General features: G+C 69.8%; 15 protein-coding genes. 8 read left to right on the top strand and 7 right to left on the bottom strand.

What is annotated here, in order from left to right:
• Window positions 1-3 precede the first annotated feature (3 nt).
• Window positions 4-756, bottom strand: a complete 753-nt coding sequence (locus C1N74_RS15540) for an SDR family NAD(P)-dependent oxidoreductase (RefSeq protein ID WP_064955813.1) — start codon at window positions 754-756, stop codon at window positions 4-6.
• Window positions 753-2,309 carry a cryptochrome/photolyase family protein gene (locus C1N74_RS15535; RefSeq protein ID WP_219994746.1) on the bottom strand — a complete coding sequence of 519 codons (1,557 nt, stop codon included), beginning with the start codon at window positions 2,307-2,309 and terminating at the stop codon, window positions 753-755. Before C1N74_RS15535 ends, C1N74_RS15540 begins: the two co-directional genes overlap by 4 nt.
• 171 nt (window positions 2,310-2,480) lie before the next feature.
• Here C1N74_RS15535 and C1N74_RS15530 point away from each other — a divergent pair, with 171 nt between their 5' ends.
• Window positions 2,481-3,020 (top strand): hypothetical protein, encoded by a 540-nt coding sequence (locus C1N74_RS15530; protein ID WP_052007666.1) that lies wholly within the window; start codon window positions 2,481-2,483, stop codon window positions 3,018-3,020.
• A gap of 64 nt (window positions 3,021-3,084) precedes the next feature.
• On the opposite strand, the gene C1N74_RS15525 is transcribed toward C1N74_RS15530, so the two are convergent.
• On the bottom strand, window positions 3,085-4,041 hold the full coding sequence (locus C1N74_RS15525) for a RimK family alpha-L-glutamate ligase (RefSeq protein WP_137750870.1): 957 nt from the start codon (window positions 4,039-4,041) through the stop codon (window positions 3,085-3,087).
• A gap of 67 nt (window positions 4,042-4,108) precedes the next feature.
• Window positions 4,109-7,327, bottom strand: coding sequence for a chitobiase/beta-hexosaminidase C-terminal domain-containing protein (locus tag C1N74_RS15520; RefSeq protein ID WP_137750869.1), 3,219 nt, complete (start codon window positions 7,325-7,327; stop codon window positions 4,109-4,111).
• 254 nt (window positions 7,328-7,581) lie between these two features.
• Here C1N74_RS15520 and C1N74_RS15515 point away from each other — a divergent pair, with 254 nt between their 5' ends.
• The 7 genes from C1N74_RS15515 to C1N74_RS15485 are packed head-to-tail and all read left to right on the top strand — an operon-like array spanning window position 7,582 to window position 15,289.
• Window positions 7,582-9,252 (top strand): ABC transporter substrate-binding protein, encoded by a 1,671-nt coding sequence (locus tag C1N74_RS15515; RefSeq protein ID WP_137750868.1) that lies wholly within the window; start codon window positions 7,582-7,584, stop codon window positions 9,250-9,252.
• 42 nt (window positions 9,253-9,294) lie between these two features.
• Window positions 9,295-10,284, top strand: coding sequence for an ABC transporter permease (locus C1N74_RS15510; RefSeq protein WP_137750867.1), 990 nt, complete (start codon window positions 9,295-9,297; stop codon window positions 10,282-10,284).
• A 3-nt stretch (window positions 10,285-10,287) separates the two neighbouring features.
• Window positions 10,288-11,196 (top strand): ABC transporter permease, encoded by a 909-nt coding sequence (locus tag C1N74_RS15505; RefSeq protein ID WP_023953574.1) that lies wholly within the window; start codon window positions 10,288-10,290, stop codon window positions 11,194-11,196.
• Window positions 11,193-12,044: an ABC transporter ATP-binding protein gene (locus C1N74_RS15500; protein WP_023953575.1), complete on the top strand. Its 852-nt coding sequence runs from the start codon at window positions 11,193-11,195 to the stop codon at window positions 12,042-12,044. Before C1N74_RS15505 ends, C1N74_RS15500 begins: the two co-directional genes overlap by 4 nt.
• The gene (locus tag C1N74_RS15495; protein ID WP_088379803.1) at window positions 12,041-12,829 is read left to right on the top strand and encodes an ABC transporter ATP-binding protein; all 789 of its coding nucleotides are present in this window, start codon (window positions 12,041-12,043) and stop codon (window positions 12,827-12,829) included. The genes C1N74_RS15500 and C1N74_RS15495 overlap by 4 nt, the downstream gene beginning before the upstream one ends.
• Complete coding sequence (locus C1N74_RS15490) at window positions 12,826-14,118, top strand: hypothetical protein (protein ID WP_137750866.1); 1,293 nt, start codon at window positions 12,826-12,828, stop codon at window positions 14,116-14,118. Before C1N74_RS15495 ends, C1N74_RS15490 begins: the two co-directional genes overlap by 4 nt.
• On the top strand, window positions 14,102-15,289 hold the full coding sequence (locus C1N74_RS15485) for an ROK family transcriptional regulator (RefSeq protein WP_023953578.1): 1,188 nt from the start codon (window positions 14,102-14,104) through the stop codon (window positions 15,287-15,289). The genes C1N74_RS15490 and C1N74_RS15485 overlap by 17 nt, the downstream gene beginning before the upstream one ends.
• Here C1N74_RS15485 and eda read toward each other — a convergent pair.
• Genes eda through C1N74_RS15470 form a run of 3 tightly spaced genes read right to left on the bottom strand, consistent with a single transcriptional unit; the run spans window position 15,280 to window position 18,139 of the window.
• The gene (gene eda, locus C1N74_RS15480; RefSeq protein WP_071918892.1) at window positions 15,280-15,906 is read right to left on the bottom strand and encodes a bifunctional 4-hydroxy-2-oxoglutarate aldolase/2-dehydro-3-deoxy-phosphogluconate aldolase; all 627 of its coding nucleotides are present in this window, start codon (window positions 15,904-15,906) and stop codon (window positions 15,280-15,282) included. The two genes, C1N74_RS15485 and eda, sit on opposite strands and share 10 nt — an antisense overlap.
• Complete coding sequence (locus tag C1N74_RS15475) at window positions 15,906-16,631, bottom strand: SDR family oxidoreductase (protein ID WP_023953580.1); 726 nt, start codon at window positions 16,629-16,631, stop codon at window positions 15,906-15,908. The genes eda and C1N74_RS15475 overlap by 1 nt, the downstream gene beginning before the upstream one ends.
• On the bottom strand, window positions 16,628-18,139 hold the full coding sequence (locus C1N74_RS15470; protein WP_071918893.1) for an FGGY-family carbohydrate kinase: 1,512 nt from the start codon (window positions 18,137-18,139) through the stop codon (window positions 16,628-16,630). The genes C1N74_RS15475 and C1N74_RS15470 overlap by 4 nt, the downstream gene beginning before the upstream one ends.
• Between the last annotated feature and the right edge of the window lie 2 nt (window positions 18,140-18,141).

Raw genomic sequence — 18,141 nt, 5'->3', positions numbered from 1 at the left:
CGGCTACTTCACCGATGGCCGGATGGTCGTGAATCCGCCGTCGACCGGGATCACCTGGCCGGTGATGCGGGAGGCGTCGGGGGAGAGCAGCCAGTCCATGACCACGGCGACCTCGTCGGCGGACTGCACACCGCCGAGCGGATACTGCTTCTCGGCACTCTCGCGCAGCATGGGTGCGGCGAGCATGCCCGCGGTCAGAGGTGTGTCGGTCATGCCGGGAGCGACCGCGTTCACCCGGATGCCGCGCGCGGCGTAGGTCGCGGCGGCGCTGCGCACGAGAGCCTCGACACCGCCCTTCGCCGCGGCGATCACCTCGTGGTTCGCGACGCCGATACGGGCGACGACCGAGCTCGCGAAGACCGCGGCGCCCGGCGCCTTGCCCGTCGCGTCGAGCCAGGCGTGCAGGATCCAGAGGCTGCTCTCGAGATTGACGCGCAGCACGTCGCGAGCCTCGTCGGTCTTCGTGCGGTGCAGTGGCGTGATGAGCGTGCTGCCCACCGCGTGAGCGAGCAGCGCGGGCGGGCCGCCGAGCGCGGTGCGGCACTCCGCGAACGCGGTCGCTGCGCCGTCGGGCGTCGTGACGTCGGTTTCGATGTGCGCGTCGGCGTCGACGTCCGCGAGCGATGCGGCGTCCCGGCCGACGGCGGCGACACGCACGCCGCGAGCGCGCAGGCGTGCGACGAGCGCTCGGCCCACCCCGCCCCGGGCGCCGGTGACGAGCGCGATGTCGTTCTGTGCGGCGTTGCCGTCGGTCATCGGGCTCCTTCCGGTGCGGTCACGTCGCCGCGCCGGATGGCGTCGGCGCGGCCCCGGATCGCGGCGATCTCGTCATCGTCGAGGCGGTCGAGGTTCTTCACCTGCAGCGCCATGCGGTGGTTCTCGGCGAGGGGCTGCTCGTGCCGGATGAGGTAGTCCCAGTACAGGGTCGTGAAGGGGCAAGCGTCCTCGCCGACCCGCTTCGCCGGGTCGAACGGGCACGTCTTGCAGTACGGGCTCATCCGGTCGATGTACTTGCCCGTCGCTGCGTAGGGCTTGCTTCCCATGAGCCCGCCGTCGGCGTACTGACTCATGCCGAGGGTGTTCGGCAGCTCGGCCCACTCGACCGCGTCGACGTACACGGCGAGGTACCAGGCGTGCACCTCGCGCGGGTCGACGCCGAGCAGCATCGCGTAGAGACCCGTGACCATGAGGCGCTGGATGTGGTGCGCGTACCCGTTCTCGAGCGTCGTGCCGACGGCATCCTTCAGGCATGCCATCGGGGTGTCGCCCGTCCAGTACCAGTCGGGCAGCGGCTCGAACGCCTCGAAAGCGTTCCGCTGGACGTAGCCGGGCATCTGCGTCCAGTAGATCCCGCGCACGTACTCGCGCCAGCCGAGGATCTGCCGGATGAATCCCTCGACTGCCGACAGGGGCGCGCGCTTCGAGCGGTACGCCTCCTCGGCGGCGGCCACGACCTCACGCGGATGCAGCAGCTTGAGGTTCATCGACGACGACAGGTGCGCGTGCCACAGCCAGGGTTCGCCCGGCCACATCGCATCCTGAGCGTCGCCGAAGCCGGGCAGTCGTTCGTCGATGAAGAGGTCGAGCGCCTCGAGCGCTTGCGCACGGGTGACCGGCCAGGCGAACGAGTCGAGCGAACCGGGGTGCTCGCCGAACTCCTTCTCGACAAGCTCGATCACCTCACGCGTGATCTCATCGGGCGGAAAGGTCGCCCGTGGCGGGACGAGCCCGGGTCCCTGCTTGGGGAACGGCTTGCGGTTGTCGGCGTCGTAGTTCCACTGGCCGCCGACGGGCTGTCCTCGGGTGGTCATGAGGATGCTGTGCCGCTTGCGCATCTCGCGGTAGAAGTACTCCATTCGAAGCGACGCCCGGCCTTCGGCGTGCGCGGCGAACTCGGCGACGGTCGAGAAGAAGTGCCGGTCGACGCGGATGTCGAGAGGGATGCCGGTGGCATCCGCGGTCTGCTGCAGCGCTTCGCGCACGCGCCACTCGCCGGGCTCGGTCATCGCGAGCGCCTCGGGCTTCAGCTTCTCCAGGTCGGCGGCGAGCTGGTCGGCGAGAGTGCCCTTGTTCCCCCGCGCATCGAGCTCCGTGTAATGCAGGGTGTGTCCGGCGTCGCGCTGATCGGCGGCGAAGTGGCGCATCGCCGCGAGGAACACCGCGGTGCGCGGCTTCGAGCTCCAGACGTGGGTGGACTCTTCGGTGACCTCGGCCATCCAGACGGCATCCTGCGCCGGGTCGAAGTCGTCGAAGGCGCTCGCGTCGGGGTCGAGCTGGTCGCCCAGGACGATCACGAGGTTTCGGAGCACGGTGTCAGCGTAGGAACGGCCCCGGGTGCGTCCTATCGCTTGTGCGTGAGCCCGGGCTGCGCTAGTCGCGTGCGTCGACGCGACGCCGAAGCCGTGAGTATCCATCCGTCCGTCGTATGGATGGCGTGAGGGGACATCGCCGGGAGGGTGCGTCGAGCGTAGACCTGAGCCATGACTCTCACCTCCATCCTCCCGACCCTGCGTCGCAGCATCCCGTCGCCCCACTCGCGGGATGTGTGGCCAGCGCGCACCGTCGTCACGTGTGACGACATCGTCGTCGGCGGTATCTCCGTGAACCGCTTCGTCGAGCTCTGCGGGCTGCCGGCGGTCATGACGGCACCGGCGGTCATTCCGGTGTCGGGCGGGATGTCGTCATCGACAGCCACGACGACCGTGCTGCTTCTGCGCGTGATGGCGGCTGGAGGCGTCGACGGCGGGACGGCGCTCGCCGTCGACGCCGACCTCGTTGCGGCGGCGTACGCGGTGTGGAGCGAGGCCCGGCTGCTTGCCCGCGTCTCGAGCGCCCACGATCACCGGTTCGCCGTCTGCGGGGCCGACGGCGAACGGCTGCCGGGGGTCGCGGTCGTCCTGCCCGCCGATACGGGCTGCGGTGATGTCATCGCCGTGCCCTGTCCTGGTGCCCTGTCGGTCGGCGACGTGCGCCCCCATCCGACTCTCGCAAAGGGTCTGAACGCCGGGGGCGTGGAGTGATGGTCTACGCGACCGTCTTGTGGGCGAGCCGATGCGCGCGCTACGACGCGATGATCGCGGCGGCTCAGGCCGCGGAGGAGGACGACGAGAGCAGTCCGCCGAGGAACCGGGCGATCTCACCGGGTCCGGATGCGTGAGCCGAGGCCTCGACGTCGGGGTTGTAGTTCGTGTTCGTGTTGAGGTCGTAGGTGACGAGTCGCCCGTCGATCGTCTCGACGAACTCGATCCCGGCGATGCGGACGTCGACGGCGCGGAGGAAGTCGCGGTGCTGCACGACCAGGGGGTGGTCGGCGGTGATCTCGTCGCGCAGCGCGAAGGGCGGATAGGCCGGGGTAGCGCCCGTTCCCGCGGCGGGGTCGACGACGCACGCGTCGGCGGGGCACAGCTCGAAGCTGCCCGCGCTCGTGTCGACACGCACCGCGTAGACGAACTCGCCCGCCACGTACTCGGCGCGCGTGACGAACGGTTCGCGTGCGAACAGGAACTCCTGGATGAGCGTGATGCCGTCGGGGGATGCCTCGAAGTCGGGCCCGTCGACCCAGGCGTCGAACTCGTCGTGGGAGTCCCAGCGGCGGACGCCGAGACCCTTGCCGCCCTGGTTGTGCTTGCTGATGAACGGCACCGGGAACTCGCGCGCGCGCTCCTTCAGGTCACCGGTACCGAAGACGGCGACGGTGTGCGGGACGTCGATGCCGCTCGCCCGCAGGGCGGCGTGCTGGGCGACCTTGCTGACCTCGAACTCGAGGACGTGGCTGCCGCCGATCACCGTGCGGCCCCACGACTCGAGCCACCGCAGCACCGCCCGGCCGTACTCCTTCGACTGCGCGTGGTCGCGCGTGTGCGCCGATGCCGACAGTCGCGACCAGAACACGCCCTGCGGCGGTTCGGCCGACAGGTCGATCGAGCCGTCGGTGAGCAGCCACTGCTCGGCGGGCACGTTCTCGGCGGCGAACGCGGCGGCGAAGGGCGCCCACCACTCGGGGTTCTCGTGGATCACGTACACCTGCGGAGAAGTCGACATCCCGTCAGGCTAAGCCCGAGAGGCGGGCCCGGGCGCGCCCGAACCCGCCTCTCTGCGGTCGCTCAGCTCACCGCAGGGTGAACTCGACCGTCGTGGTGTTGCCGGCGACGTCGTGCACGACGAGCGTGTTCGCCCCCGACACGGCACCGAAGACCCCGGGCTTCACGAAGTTGACGTCCGACCACGCGTTGTTCGTCAGATCCTTCGTCACGCCGTTCAGCACGGCCTTGTCGATCTTGCCCGCGTCGTGCAGCTTGAAGCTCACCAGCGAGTAGTCGTCGCCGTCGCGGGCCGTGAACGACGCCCCGTCCTTCACCGTGACGGTCGGCGCGGTGGCGTCGATCGTCACGTTGAACGTCTTCGTCTGCGCGACATTGCCGGCCAGATCGTGCGCGTTGTAACGGACCGTGTAGGTGCCGTCGGGCAGCGTCACCGAAGCCGCGTGCGTCGCGGCTGCGGCGCCGTCCACGGCGGTCTGCGTGCTCTTGACGAGCGTGCCGTCACGGTAGACATTGGCCACGATGCGCGCGAGCCCGCGGTCGTCGGTCGCGTCGACCTTCAGCTCGAGCGACCGATGCGGACCGGCCGTCGTCGGAGCGGTGAGTGTCACCACCGGCTTGACCGTGTCGGGCTCGGGGTCCGGCGTCCCCGCCGCGATCACCTGGACGTCATCGATGAAACCGGTGTTGTCGCCCTCGGTCGTCGTCGCGACGAACGAGATCGTGTGCTCGCCTTCCGCGACGGTGAACGGTTCGGTCTCGTACGCGGTGTACTTCCCATCGCGCGTCGGCACGAAGTGTCCGAGCTTCTGATCGTCCACGAGAACATCGAACTCCTGCTGGCCGCCGAAGCCCACGCGGTTGGCCGCCGCGAAGGTGATCGCGAACGTGCCGGCCGGGAAGCGCACGGTCTGGTCGATGCGGCTCGCGAGCCCCGAGTCGCTCTTCAGGTACGCCGTGCGCTCTCCTTGCGGGGCAGGGAAAGCGGGCTGGAACACGCTGTTGTTGTGCTGGATGCCGGCACGTGCGCTGAACGTCCATCCGTTGACCATCGGTCCGTTCGACGTCCCGCCGGTGGCGGGCCGCTCGAAGCCGGCGTTGTAGATGGTGACGATCGGCTGCTCATCGGGAACGTCGGGGTTCACGAAGCACCGGTTGTCGCCGTTCGGGTTCGGGTCGCCTCCGAAGCTCGCCGCGGTGCAGTCGACGCCGCCGGTGAAGGTGCCGTAGCGGAACAGGCCATCCGAGCCGAATGCGACACTCGCCTCGCCCTCGAAGGCGCATACGCCGCGGTCCTGGTACTGGCAGAAGGCGTACCCGTCGGGTGCGTTCTGCACGTCGCGCACCTTGTAGAGACGCGAGGTCACCCCCGAGTCCTCGAGCCCATCGCCGACGGCGATCGCGCGAAGGTACGTGGTCTTGAGCGGCGCGAGCACGATCTGCCCCGTGTAGAGCGTCGAATCCGCCGTCGGAACGCTGCCGTCCGTCGTGTACCGGATCTCGGCGTCGGGCGTCCCGGTCGTGATGCTCACTGCCTCGACCGACTCGTACAGCCCGGGCTCGAGGCTGAACACCGGGGCGTCAGCGACCCCCGGTTCGGACGCCGGTGTCACGAGCACCTGAGCGACGCCGTACACGCCGTCGGCCAGGGTCGCACGGATCGCGACGGTGCGCTCGGTGTCGACATCCGGCGCCGTGAAAACACCGTTCGCGTCGACCGAGCCGTTGCCCTCGCCGACGACGGACCAGGTCAGGTCGCCCGAGCCGTCGATGACGCGCGCGTCGAGGTCGAGCGGCTCGCCACCGGCGACGGTCGATTCGACCGGGTCGACGGCCACCTGGGTCGCCGCAGGCGAAGTCGTGTAGATGGCGAAGGTGTTCTCGTCGCCGATCGCGTCGTCGGTGAACGCGTTGCTCGTGGGCGTCAGCGTTCCCGACGAAGCGGGCAGCAGGGCGTTCTTCTCCCGCTCGACGATCGAGTCGGAGTACGCCAGGCGCGTGAACGACTCGGTGACGTCTCCTCCGGTGAATTCCACGCGTACGTCCTTCGGCGAACCCGATTGGGTCTCGACGAGAACGGTGAGCTCGCCGTCGCGATCCCGGAACGCGGTGGCGCGGACGTCGTCGTGCGAGGTTTCGGTGCCCAGCACGGTGCTGTGCTCGGGGATGTACCGCATGAGCAGGCCGGCCTCGTAGAACGCGGCTGTCGGCTCGAGACCGAGGACGAGCGAGTCCCACAGGTTGTAGGAGCCGTTCGTGTCACCGGCCGGGTCGTGGGTCATGACGCCGTTGAGCTGCCACACGAGGTTCGAGTGGACGCCGTTGTTGGCGCTGCCGATGATGTAGTTGGCGTAGCCGGTCTCCCAGACGCTCGTGCCGGGGTTGGTCCACCCCATCTCGGAGAGGTTCAACGGCGCGTCGCCGATCGTCGACCGTCGCTGGTCGATCGCGTCGCCGAGGAACTCGTACGACTCGCCGTAGAGGTGGAACGAGTACTGGTCGAAGACGTCGCCCGCGTTCTCGGCCATGTACTGGGTCCAGTCGGGCGCGTTGACCTCCTCGGGGCCCCAGATCTGCACCTCGTCGCGAAGGCCGTCCGCGGTCAGCTGGTCGTGGACCTTGCGTGCCATCTCGGCGTAGTACGCCTTCTGGTCGGCGGGGCCCTCGAAATCCCAGCTGCCGTTGGGTTCGTTGTAGAAGGTCAGGAAGTCGATGTTGTCGTAGCCGCGTGCGTTGATCAGCTCGTCGAGCAGCGCCGATGCCGAGCGGCCGTAGGCGTCGAGGTCGCCGGGGGCGCTCTCGTAGGGCTTGGTCACACCGGGGTAGAGGAACCAGTCGTGGACGCGCTCGCCGACCTTCCAGCCGAAGTTCAGGAGGACCTCGGTTCCTGCCTGCTCGAACGCGTCGAGGTACCGGTAGAAAGCCCGCATCTCGGGGCTGTCGAAGTCGTACTTGCCCTTCTCCAGCTCCATCCAATCGATCTGGAACCAGACACGAGCGACCTTCGGCTGCAGCGTCAGGATGCGTTCGACGTCGACCTCCCAGTCAGCGTCGTCGTAACCGAGGCGCGTGGTGCCCTCGAGCAGGCTCCACGGAATGACGTTCACGCCGATGCCGAGGTAGTCCTCCTGCACGGTCTGATCGAGCGCGACGGTGACCGTCCGCTGCGCTGCGGGCGCGGTGTCGTCGGCGGTGGCGGCTGAGACGGGTCCGAGCGCGGCAGCGGCCACGGACCCGGCGATCACGGTGGCGGTCGCTGCGACCGCAGCGCCGATTCGTCGTTTCACGGGGGGATCTCCTATCTGCGTCGATGGAGCGCAGTCGCTTGCGGTTCGGGACCGTCGATGGCGACACCAGGTAGTGCGACTACGAACATCTGATGTCGAGCACCGTATATCAGTGCCGTTCGGAGCCACAAGAGCCCGATTGTCCGACATTCTTTGTAGTCGGGCTACCGATCTGAGCTAATTTCAGGTACTTTACTTTTCGCCGGACCACCCGGCCCCGAGCCCGCACATCGACGTGTCGGAAAGGAACGACGATGATCCTCCGTACCCCCTGGTCCCGTGCCGCGACGCCCCTCGCCGCGGGAGCCGTCGCGCTGCTGCTCGTCAGCGGCTGCGCTCCGCAGAGCGGCGACGACCGCGGCATCTCGATCTCGACCGGCGCGATCGGCGACATCACGAAGAACTTCAACCCGTTCTCGCCGAACGTGCTCCAGCCGACGCTCGGGGCCATCTACGAGCCGCTGTTCTTCTACAACAACCTCGCCGTGGGTGAGCCGAAGCCGATGCTCGGCACCGAGTATTCGTGGAACGACGAGGCGACCGAGCTGACGATCCAGGTGCGCGACGGGGTGACCTGGTCGGATGGGGAGGCCCTGACCGCGGAGGACGTCGCGTTCACCTTCGACCTCATCGCCGACACCCCCGAGATCAACACCATCGGATACACCGGCTCGGCCGAGGCGGTCGACGATGACACCGTCGTCGTCACATTCGACGAGCCGTCGCTGCCGATCGGCCCGGAGCTCATCGGCCGCACGGCGATCGTGCCCGAACACCTCTGGTCGACGTTCGACGACGTCGCCAACTTCGTCAACGAGGAACCCGTCGGCACCGGTCCCTTCACGCTCTCGACCTTCACGCCCCAGAGCTACGTCCTGCAGAAGAACACCTCGTACTGGCAGGAGGGCAAGCCCGCGCTCGAGACCCTGCGCTACGTCTCCTTCGCGAGCGGCGACGCGGCCACCACCGCGATGGTCAACGGCCAGCTCGACTGGAACACCGGCCTGGTGCCCGACTTCGCCGACGAGGTCGAGTCGCACCCGACGCTCAACCAGATCAACACGCCCATCAACCAGACCGCGTGGATCGCGTGCGCCGATGCCTCGCTGGGATGTTCCGGGCCTCAGACGGATCCCGCCGTCCGACTCGCCATCAGCCTCGGTCTCGACCGCCAGGAGATCATCGACATCGCCTTCGAGGGCCTCGGCGGCGCGGTCTCGCCGGCCATGCTGCTGCCCGAGCGCGACGCCGAGTACATCGCGCCGGACCTCGGCGACACGACCTCCCCGTCCGCCGACCCCGCAGCCGCCGCGGCCGTGCTCCAGGAGGCCGGATGGGCTCCGGGCGCCGACGGCATCTACGAGAAGAACGGCGAGCGACTGAGCGTCACCGTGCAGGTTCCGCAGGAGTGGACCTCCTACGTCACGGCCGTCGAGGTCGCCTCGCAGCAGCTCGCCGACATCGGCATCGATCTGAAGCCCGAGGCACTCCCGGGCGCACAGTGGAACGAGAACCGCTTCTCGGGCAAGTTCTCGTTCACGATGGACGGCGTCTACCAGGGGCCGTCAGCCGATCCGTACTACATCTACGCGAACTACTACACGACCGCTGCCACGGCGCCGGTGGGCGAGCAGGCTCCCACGAGCTACTCGCGCTACACAGACCCCGAGGTCGACGCCCTCGTGGACCAGGCGCGCGTCGAGGTCGACCCGGAGCGACGCCGGGAACTGTACTTCGAGATCCAGCGGATCATCGCGGCGTCGATGCCCTACATCCCCGTGCTCGTCGTGCCGACGGTGACCTACTACAACACCGACGACGCGACCGGCTGGCCGACCGAGGACGACTTGTACGCGTTCCCCGCCGCCTGGTCGATCTGGAACCTGGGCGTCGTGGCGGCGAACCTTCAGCCGGTCGGGGAGTGAGCCGGTGGGGATGAGGCGCCGGGTCGCGCGGGAGGCGCGGAGATGAAGTACTACGGAAAGAAGCTCGCGTTCTACGGCATCGCGCTGTGGGCCGCCGTGACCCTGAACTTCTTCATCCCGCGCCTGCTGCCGGGCAACCCGGTCGACATCATGCTCGCCAAGCTCGCGCAGAAGGGGCCGGTCAGCCCGGCGGCGCGGCAGAGCCTCGAGCTGCTGCTGGGAACCGGCACCGACGTGCCGGTCTGGGAGGCCTACCTCGGGTACCTCCGCAACGTGCTGACGTTCGACTTCGGGCCCTCGATCACCTACTACCCGACGCCGGTCGTCGACGTCATCTCGCAAGCGCTGCCGTGGACGATCGTGCTCGTGGGGGTGTCGACCGTGCTCTCGTTCGTGCTCGGCATCACCCTCGGCACGATCGCCGGGTGGCGCCGCGGCGGCTGGCTCGACAACCTCATCCCCATCACGACGATGCTGCAGGCGGTGCCGTACTTCTGGATGGCCATCATCCTGGTGTACCTGCTGGCGGTGATCTGGCCGATCTTCCCCGCCTTCGGCGGGTACGACATCTACAGCACGATGCCGGGCTGGTCGGCCGACTTCGTCGGCAGCGCCGCGTACTACGCCTTCCTGCCGGCCCTCACGATCGTCATCAGCTCGGTCGGCGGCTGGATGCTGGGCATGCGCAACATGATGGTCGCGACGCTGTCGGAGGACTACATCACCACGGCTGAGGCGAAGGGCCTCTCGCCGGTGCGGGTGCGGCAGCGGTACGCCGCGCGGAACGCGATCCTCCCCTCCGTCGCCGGCTTCGCCCTGTCGCTCGGTTTCGTCGTCTCGGGCTCGCTCGTCACCGAGCAGGTCTTCTCGTATCCGGGCATCGGATACGCCCTGCTGCAGTCGGTGAACAACAACGACTACGCGCTCATGCAGGGTCTGTTCCTCGTGATCACGCTGGCCGTGCTCGCCGCCAACCTCATCGTCGATCTCTTCTACGGAGTCATCGACCCCCGTACCCGGATCCGGAGGTAACGGATGTCGTCGCAATCGGTCACCGCCACCCTCGCGCAGCTGTCGCCGCGCCGCCGTCGTCGTCGCCCCGTCAGCACGAAGCTGGTGGTCGGACTGTCGATCACGGGCGCCATCGTGCTGTTCGGCCTCGTCGCCCCGCTCTTCGTCGGCGACCCGTTCCGCATCCGCCCGATCGGGATCACCCCGCCGAGCGCCGAGTTCTGGCTCGGCACGACGCAGAAGGGGCAGGACATCTTCGCGCAGCTCGCCGTGTCGACGACGAACTCGCTGCTCATCGGTGTGGTCGTCGGCGTGCTCAGCCTCGTGCTCTCGGCGTTCTTCGGCATCGTCGGCGCCTACCTGGGACGCTGGTTCGACGAGGGCTTCTCGCTCATCACGAACATCGCCCTGGTCATCCCGGGGCTGCCGCTCATCATCGTCGTGTCGAGCTACGTCGAGAGCCGCGGTCTCGGGGTCGTCGCCCTGATCCTGGCGCTCACGAGCTGGGCCGGCGGCGCGCGCGTGCTGCGCGCGGTCACCTTGAGCCTGCGCAACCGCGACTACGTCGCCGCTGCACGCGTCGCCGGCGAACGCACGTTCCGCATCATCACGGTCGAGATCCTGCCGAACCTGCTGCCCATCCTCGCGTCGTCCTTCATCTTCGGCGTCGTGTCGGCGATCCTCGCCGAGGCGGGGCTGTCGTACCTCGGCCTCGGTGTGACGGGCGACTACACGTGGGGGCGCATGCTCTACGACGCGCAGATGAACTCGGCACTGCGGGCCGGGGCATGGTGGTGGTTCGTGCCGCCGGGCCTGCTCATCGCGACGCTCGGTGCCGCGCTGTCGCTCGTCAACTTCGCCCTCGACGAGATCGTGAACCCCAAGCTGCGTCTGCCCGTCGCGGCGCGTCCCCGTCGGAAGGCCCTCTCGTGAACGACATCGTGCTGAGCATCGAGGACCTGCGCATCGACTACGCCTCGGACCCCGTCGTCCACGCCGTCGCGGGAGTGAGCTTCGAGTTGCGGCGCGGCGAGATCCTCGGCATCGCGGGCGAGTCGGGATGCGGCAAGACCACCCTCGCCTACGGCATCACGCAGCTGTTGAAGCCGCCGGCCGAGGTCGTCGGCGGGGCGGTCCGCTTCCTGGGCGGTGACCAGCCGGTGCGCGTCGACGAGCTCGAGGGCGCGGCACTGCGGGCGTTCCGCTGGGATCGCATCTCGATGGTGTTCCAGGGTGCGATGAATGCGCTCAACCCGGTGCTGCGCGTGCGCGCGCAGCTCGAGGACGTGCTGACGACGCACCGCCCGACGATGACGAAGCAGGAGCGCCGCGACCGCTGCGAGCACCTCATGCGCGTCGTGGGAGTGCCGGCCGAGCGGCTCGACGCGTACGCGCACGAGCTGTCGGGCGGGATGCGCCAGCGCGTCATGATCGCGATGGCGCTGCTGCTCGACCCGCCGGTGATGATCATGGATGAGCCGACGACCGCCCTCGACGTCGTCGTGCAGCGCGAAATCATCGCCGAGATCACCCGGCTGCGCGACGAACTGGGCTTCGCCGTCATCTTCATCACGCACGACCTGCCGCTGCTGCTCGAGATCAGCGACCGGATCGCGGTCATGCGGCGCGGCGAGATCGTCGAGCTCGCTTCGACGCGAGACATCTATCACCGGCCGCGAGACCCGTACACGCGTGAGCTGCTCGCCGCGTTCCCGAGCCTCACGGGCGAACGACTGGGGTATGCCGGCGCGGCGACCTCGACGACGGAGGAGGGCGCATGAGCGCGATCGAGGCCATCGGCCTGCGCAAGACCTACGGCACGGGGCGCGGCGCCGTCGAGGCGGTGAAAGGCGTCGACCTCTCGATCGACTACGGGCAGACCGTCGCGCTGGTGGGTGAGAGCGGCAGCGGCAAGTCGACGATCGCCAAGATGCTCCTGCTGCTCGAGCAGCCCAGCGGCGGCGAGATCCTGCTCGACGGCGAGAAGCCCCCGACGCGCGGCCGCGCAGCACGCGAGTACCGCACCGCGGTGCAGATGGTGTTCCAGGATCCGTTCGCCTCGCTCAACCCGTTCCATTCGATCTATCACCACATCGCCCGTCCCCTCGTGATGTCGGGGCGTGCGCGGGGACGGGCCCAGGTGCAGCGGGCCGCCGCCGAGCTGCTCGAACGCGTGCAGCTCGATCCCGACGAGTACCTGCATCGGCGCCCGCACGAGCTGTCGGGCGGGCAGCGACAGCGGGTCGCCATCGCGCGCGCTCTCGCGCCGTCCCCGCGGGTGCTGATCGCCGATGAGCCGGTGTCGATGCTCGACGTCTCCATCCGGCTCGGCGTGCTCCGCCTGCTCGCCGACATCCAGCGCCAGGACGATCTCGCGGTGCTGTACATCACGCACGACCTCGCGACCGCGCGGCACTTCTCCGACGAGATCCTCGTGATGTATCACGGCGAGATCGTCGAGCGCGGGCCGGCCGATGACGTCATCCTGCATCCGCAGCACCCGTATACGCAGCGGCTCGCGGATGCGGCGCCCGACCCGCACCGCCGCTTCGCGGAGACCTCATGACCGGCGAGGCGCGTCGCCCGCAGCGGGCGCACACGTGGGTGACTCCGAAGATCTTCGCCGACCTCGCCGATCCGCAGCCCGGGGTCGCGGCGTTCTTCGATCACTACGCCGATTGGTTCGACCGCGTCGACGAGGTCGTCGTCACCTTCTGCGCCGGTAACGGCGATCATGTGCTCGCATACCCGGGCACCGGGCACGGGGCGACGAGATTCGACTGGGGCCGCTACAACTCCTACGTCGGCACCGCCGTCTCGACGCGAGACCACAACGGCCACTGGCTGCGCGTCGCGCGGGAGGACCGGGTCATCGCGGGGAATCCGTACCACGCTGGTCCGGCGTTCGTGCTGAGCGAGCAGCCCATGGGCTACGCGACGCTCGCCGCGATCTACCGATCATTCCGCGACGAGGCGCGGCGGCGCGGCATCCCGCTCGTGCTGCTCGAGTACCTCGAGCCGGGCTCGGAGTTCTGCGCGTGCGTGTGGAAGACCGAGCGGCACCCCGAGGCGGCGTCCGGATGGGTGGATGCCGGCGGCAACATCGCCCCGGGTCTCCTCGATGTCGCCGCGGTGCTCGACGCCGACACCGAGGCGTACGCGGCGTATCCGAGCGGCATCCCGGCGGGCGAGCCGGTCGAGCGGTTCGCCGCGCGCCAGATCGCGGCGTTCGTCGCCGACTTCGGGCTCGACGGCATCACGCTCGGGAATCAGTTCGGCCTCATCGGAATCTGGCATCCCGAGCACGCTGTGCAGTCGACTCCCGAACGGCGCGCGTCGGTCACGCGGTTCTTCACGCGGCTGCGCGAGCTGCTCGACGCTGGTGCGGGTGCGGGCACCGGTGCGGGTGCAGGTGCCGGCGCGCGGATCTACTGGCAGGACTCGTTCTGGCCCGTCGAGGTGGAGCAGGACGTCTGGGGCATGACCGACGAGGCGTATGCGGCGCTGAGCGGCATCGTCGTGTCGAACTTCGCCGTCCTCGCGCGCGAAGACAACATCGCCGAATCGGCTCGCAGCAAGATCGCGCTGCGCGATCGCCTCGGGGGCGAGCTCGAGATCATCTACTCGCTCGACTTCGTCGACCCCTGGTACTGGTATCGGGTCTACCTCGACTCGCCGCACTTCTGGCATCGCCAGCGGGCCGTCTACGGCGAGCTGAGTGGGATGCTGGACGGCGTCATGTTCTTCGCCAACGACACGTTCGGGCACTTCGTGATGCCCGACCCGCTCGGTACGACCCTCGCCCTGCTGCCGCGACGGGCCGCCGACAGGCACGCCGATGCGTCCCGGCCCTGAGCCGGATGCCGCGCCCGCGCGGCGCCCCACCCGCGCGGTCGTGCTCGAGCTCATCCGGGTGGCGGGCCCGATCAGCCGCACCGAGCTCGCGGAGGCGACCGCGCTGACACCCGCGACCATGACCACCGTCGTCCGCGACCTCATCGCCGACGGTCTCGTCGTCGAGACCGGCGTCGGGGAGCCGACCGGCGGCAAACGGCGGACGCTCCTCGAGGCGCGGCCCGACTCGCGCTACGCGATCGGCATCGTGCTGGGGTTCGCCGCGACCTCGTACGTCGTGGTCAACGTGTGGGGCGAGCTCGTCGCCGAGCGCTCCGGGCCGGGGGCCGACCGTCTCGAGCCGGCCGAGGTCGTCCGGCGCATCGCGGACGAGGTCGACTCGATCATCGCCGAGGCGGGCATCGAGCGCGAGATCGTCGCGGGTGTGGGCATGGTCGTGCCGGGGCCGATCGACATCCTGAGTGGAGCCGCCGTGCAGCTGCCGTCATCGCTGCCCTGGTCGGACTTCAGCATTCGCGACGCGCTCGCCGAGGCTCTCGCCCTGCCGGTCGTCATGGAGAACGACGCGACCGCCGCTGCCGCGGGGGAGTACTGGTCGCGCGCGACGAACGGCCAAGGGACGTTCGCCACGATCCACATGGGCATCGGTATCGGGGCCGGCATCATGATCGCGGGCGAGCTGCTTCGCGGCATCAGCGGTAACGCGGGGGAGATCGGTCACGTGTCGATCGACCTCGACGGACCGCGCTGCCACTGCGGCAACCGCGGCTGTCTCGAGCTGTTCGCCGCACCGCCCGCGGCGGAGGAACGCTACTTCGCCGTGTCGGGCGAGCGTCGCGATTGGATCGACATCGCGGCGCGCGCGGGCGGGGGCGACGACCCCCACGCCGTCGACACGGTTGCGCAGTCGGCGGATGCGCTTGCCGTCGCGGTGACGAGCCTCGTGAACCTCCTGGACCTCGACCTCGTCGTGCTCACAGGGGCCGGGTTCGCGGGCGCCGGGCCCGTGTTCGCCGAACGGATCGGCTCGGTCCTGGACGACACCTTCTTCGCGCGCCGTTCTCACCCCGTGCGGGTCGTGGCCTCGGCCGACCCGAGCCGCTCAGCCGCCCTCGGCGGTGCCGCGATCGTGCTGCGCGAGGCGCTGGCGGGTCCGCGGGCTCAGGTCTGAGCGGCGCGCGAGAGGCGCGCGACGGCATCCCAATCGCCGGCGCGGAGCGCGTCGGCCGGCACCATCCACGAGCCGCTGACGGCGAACACGGCGGGGTCGGCGAGGTACTCCGCGGCGTTGGCGGCCGAGACCCCGCCCGACGGCAGGAACCGCACGTCGGGGAACGGGCCGGCGAACGCCCGGACCGCGGCGAGGCCGCCGACGAGTCCCGCGGGGAAGAGCTTCAGATAGCGGAGGCCGCGGCGCAGCGCCGCCTGGATGTCGCTGGCCGTGGCGACGCCGGGCACGATCGGCAGGCCGCGCTCGGCGCAGCGGTCGACGACGTCCGCGTCGAAGCCCGGCGAGACGGCGAATGCGGCTCCCGCCTCGACGACCGCGTCGACCTGGTCGGGGTCGACGACGGTGCCGGCGCCCACGAGGATGTCGCCACGATCGCGCAGCGCGCGGATGGCGTCGATGCCCGCTGCGGTCCGCAGCGTGATCTCAGCGCACCGGATGCCGCCGGCCACGAGCGCGTCGGCGAGAGGGTGTGCGTCAGCCGCATCGTGCAGCACCACGACCGGCACGATCGGTTCGCCGCGCAGCGGTCCGGCGTCGGGGATGCCCCCACGCTTCATCAGGCGTCCTGCGACGTCGGGGCGACCACGATCTCGCGGAAGCTGATGTGCTGGGGCAGCTGGTAGGCGGTCAGGATCGCCTGCGCGATGTCGCCGGGACGCAGGCCGCCGCCGATGCTGCTCTTGTAGTCGAGGTAGCCGTCGAGGACGGCGCCCTCGCCGGTGTTGCCGAGCAGACCGGTGTCGACCATCCCCGGGGCGACGAGCAGCACCCGCACGCCGTGAGCGGCGTTCTCGCGGCGAAGCCCCTCGGTCATGGCGTGGACGGCGTACTTCGTGCCGTTGTAGACGGTGTGGTCGGTGTACAGCTGCTTGCCCGCGATCGAGCCGATGTTGACGATCGTGCCGCGGCGGCGCGCCTGCATCCCGGGCAGCACGAGCTGGCTGTTCTTCATGAGCGCGACGCAGTTGACGTCGAACTGCTCCTGGACGAGCGCGGGATCCTGCTCGGCCACCGCCGACAGGGCCATGAGCCCCGCGTTGTTGACGAGCAGGTCGGCGGGGCCGAAGCGCTCCTCGGCGCGGGCGAGCGCGTCGGCCACGGCCGCGGTGTCGGTGACGTCGACGGCGGCGAGCTCGGCGTTCTCGAGGCCGAGCTCGACCATGGGCTCGAGGCGACGGGCGATGAGCAGCAGGGGGTGGCCTGCGGCGGCGAAGGCCCGCGCGGTGGCGGCGCCGATGCCGGAGCTCGCGCCGGTGATGACGACGAGGGGAAGGTCGGTCATGAGAGGTTCTCCTGTGTCGGGGTGAGGGAGGCGAGCGCCGAGACGGCCGCGTCGAATCGATCTCGGGCGCCGGCGTACGACTCGGGTGAGGTCGGCACGATCTCGTCGAGGCCCGTGTGCGCGGCATCCGTTCGCCCGTAGTCGTCCCAGATGCCGAGTCCGACGAGTGCGATGGCGGCCGCGCCGAGCGTCGCGGCCTGCTGGTCCACGGCCGAGCGCTGCAGGGGAGATCGCAGGATGTCGGCATAGATGCCGTTCCACAGAGGAGAACGACTGCCGCCGCCGGTGATGAGCAGCGCCTCGTGCGAGCCGCTGAGCTCGCGCATGAGCGTCAGGCTGCGGTCGAGCGAGAACGCGATGCCTTCGAGGCAGGCGCGTACGAGGTCGGCGGGACCGGCGCCCAGGTGGAGACCCGTGAAGCCGCCCCGGACACCGCTGCCGCCCTCGAGCGGAGTGCCGCCGGCGAGGGTGGGGACGAAGCTCACGCCGCGGGCCCCGGGGACGCTGCCGGCCGCGAGATCGATGAACGCCGCGGTGTCGGTGCCCGGCGCGAGGGTCGCGTGCAGCCACTCGAGGCTCGTGCCGCTGCTGAAGGTCGACAGGGCGCTGACGAACATGCCGGGGATCGCGTGCGCGAAGACGTAGGGACGCGCGTGCTCATCGATGACCGGTCGCGCCGAGGTGACGGTGATCCAGCTCGACGACCCCAGCGCGGCGTAGATGCGCCCTTCGGCGGTGCCGCGCGAGCCGAGTGCCATGGCCGCGTTGTCGACGGCGCCGGCGAACACGGGGATGCCGGTCGGCAGGTCGAGCGCTGTGGCGGCCGCCCGGGTGAGCGAGCCCACCCGATCCGACGACGGCGCGATGCGCGGAAGAACGTCGCGATGGAGGTCGGCGGCGGCGAGCAGTTCGTCGTCGTAGTCGCCCGTCGCGAGGTCGTAGGCTCCGCTGCCCGACGCCATCGAGGGGTCGGTCGCGAGCTGGCCGGTCAGGCGCAGGTTGATCCAGTCCTTCGATCCGACGAGGTGCCGCGTGCGCGCCCAGGAGCCGGGGTCTTCCGCGCGGAACGCGGCGGCCTTCGTCAGCGGGTACAGCGCGGCCCCGAACCCGTTGCCGGTGCGCCGGTACCACTCGGCCTCGGACAGGCCGCCGAAGACGGCATCCGGGCGCCCGCGGGTGTCGGACCAGATCGGGGTCGTGGGAGCGACGAGCTCGCCGTCGTCGTCGATCTGGACGGCGCCGAGACTCTGACCCGACAGGGCGATGCCGGCGATGCGCTCGCGTGCTCCGGGGGAGCGTTCCAGCAGCTGCCGGGTCGACGCGGCGACGGCATCCCACCAGTCGGCCGGTCTCTGCTCGTTGCGTCCGGGCGCGGGATGGCTCGTCGGGTAGGGCACGACGGTCTCGGCGAGCATCGTCGCCGCGGGCGTCCACAACGAGGCCTTGCAGCCCCCGGTGCCGAGGTCGTAGGCCAGGACGAGGTCTGGCGCCGCGCCGAGGTCGGTCATCG

Source organism: Microbacterium sp. SGAir0570 (genome assembly GCF_005491085.2).
GTDB classification, from domain to species: Bacteria; Actinomycetota; Actinomycetes; order Actinomycetales; family Microbacteriaceae; genus Microbacterium; species Microbacterium arborescens.
Note: the sequence above shows the minus strand (reverse complement) of the source record. Positions and strands in the feature narration are given on the sequence as shown.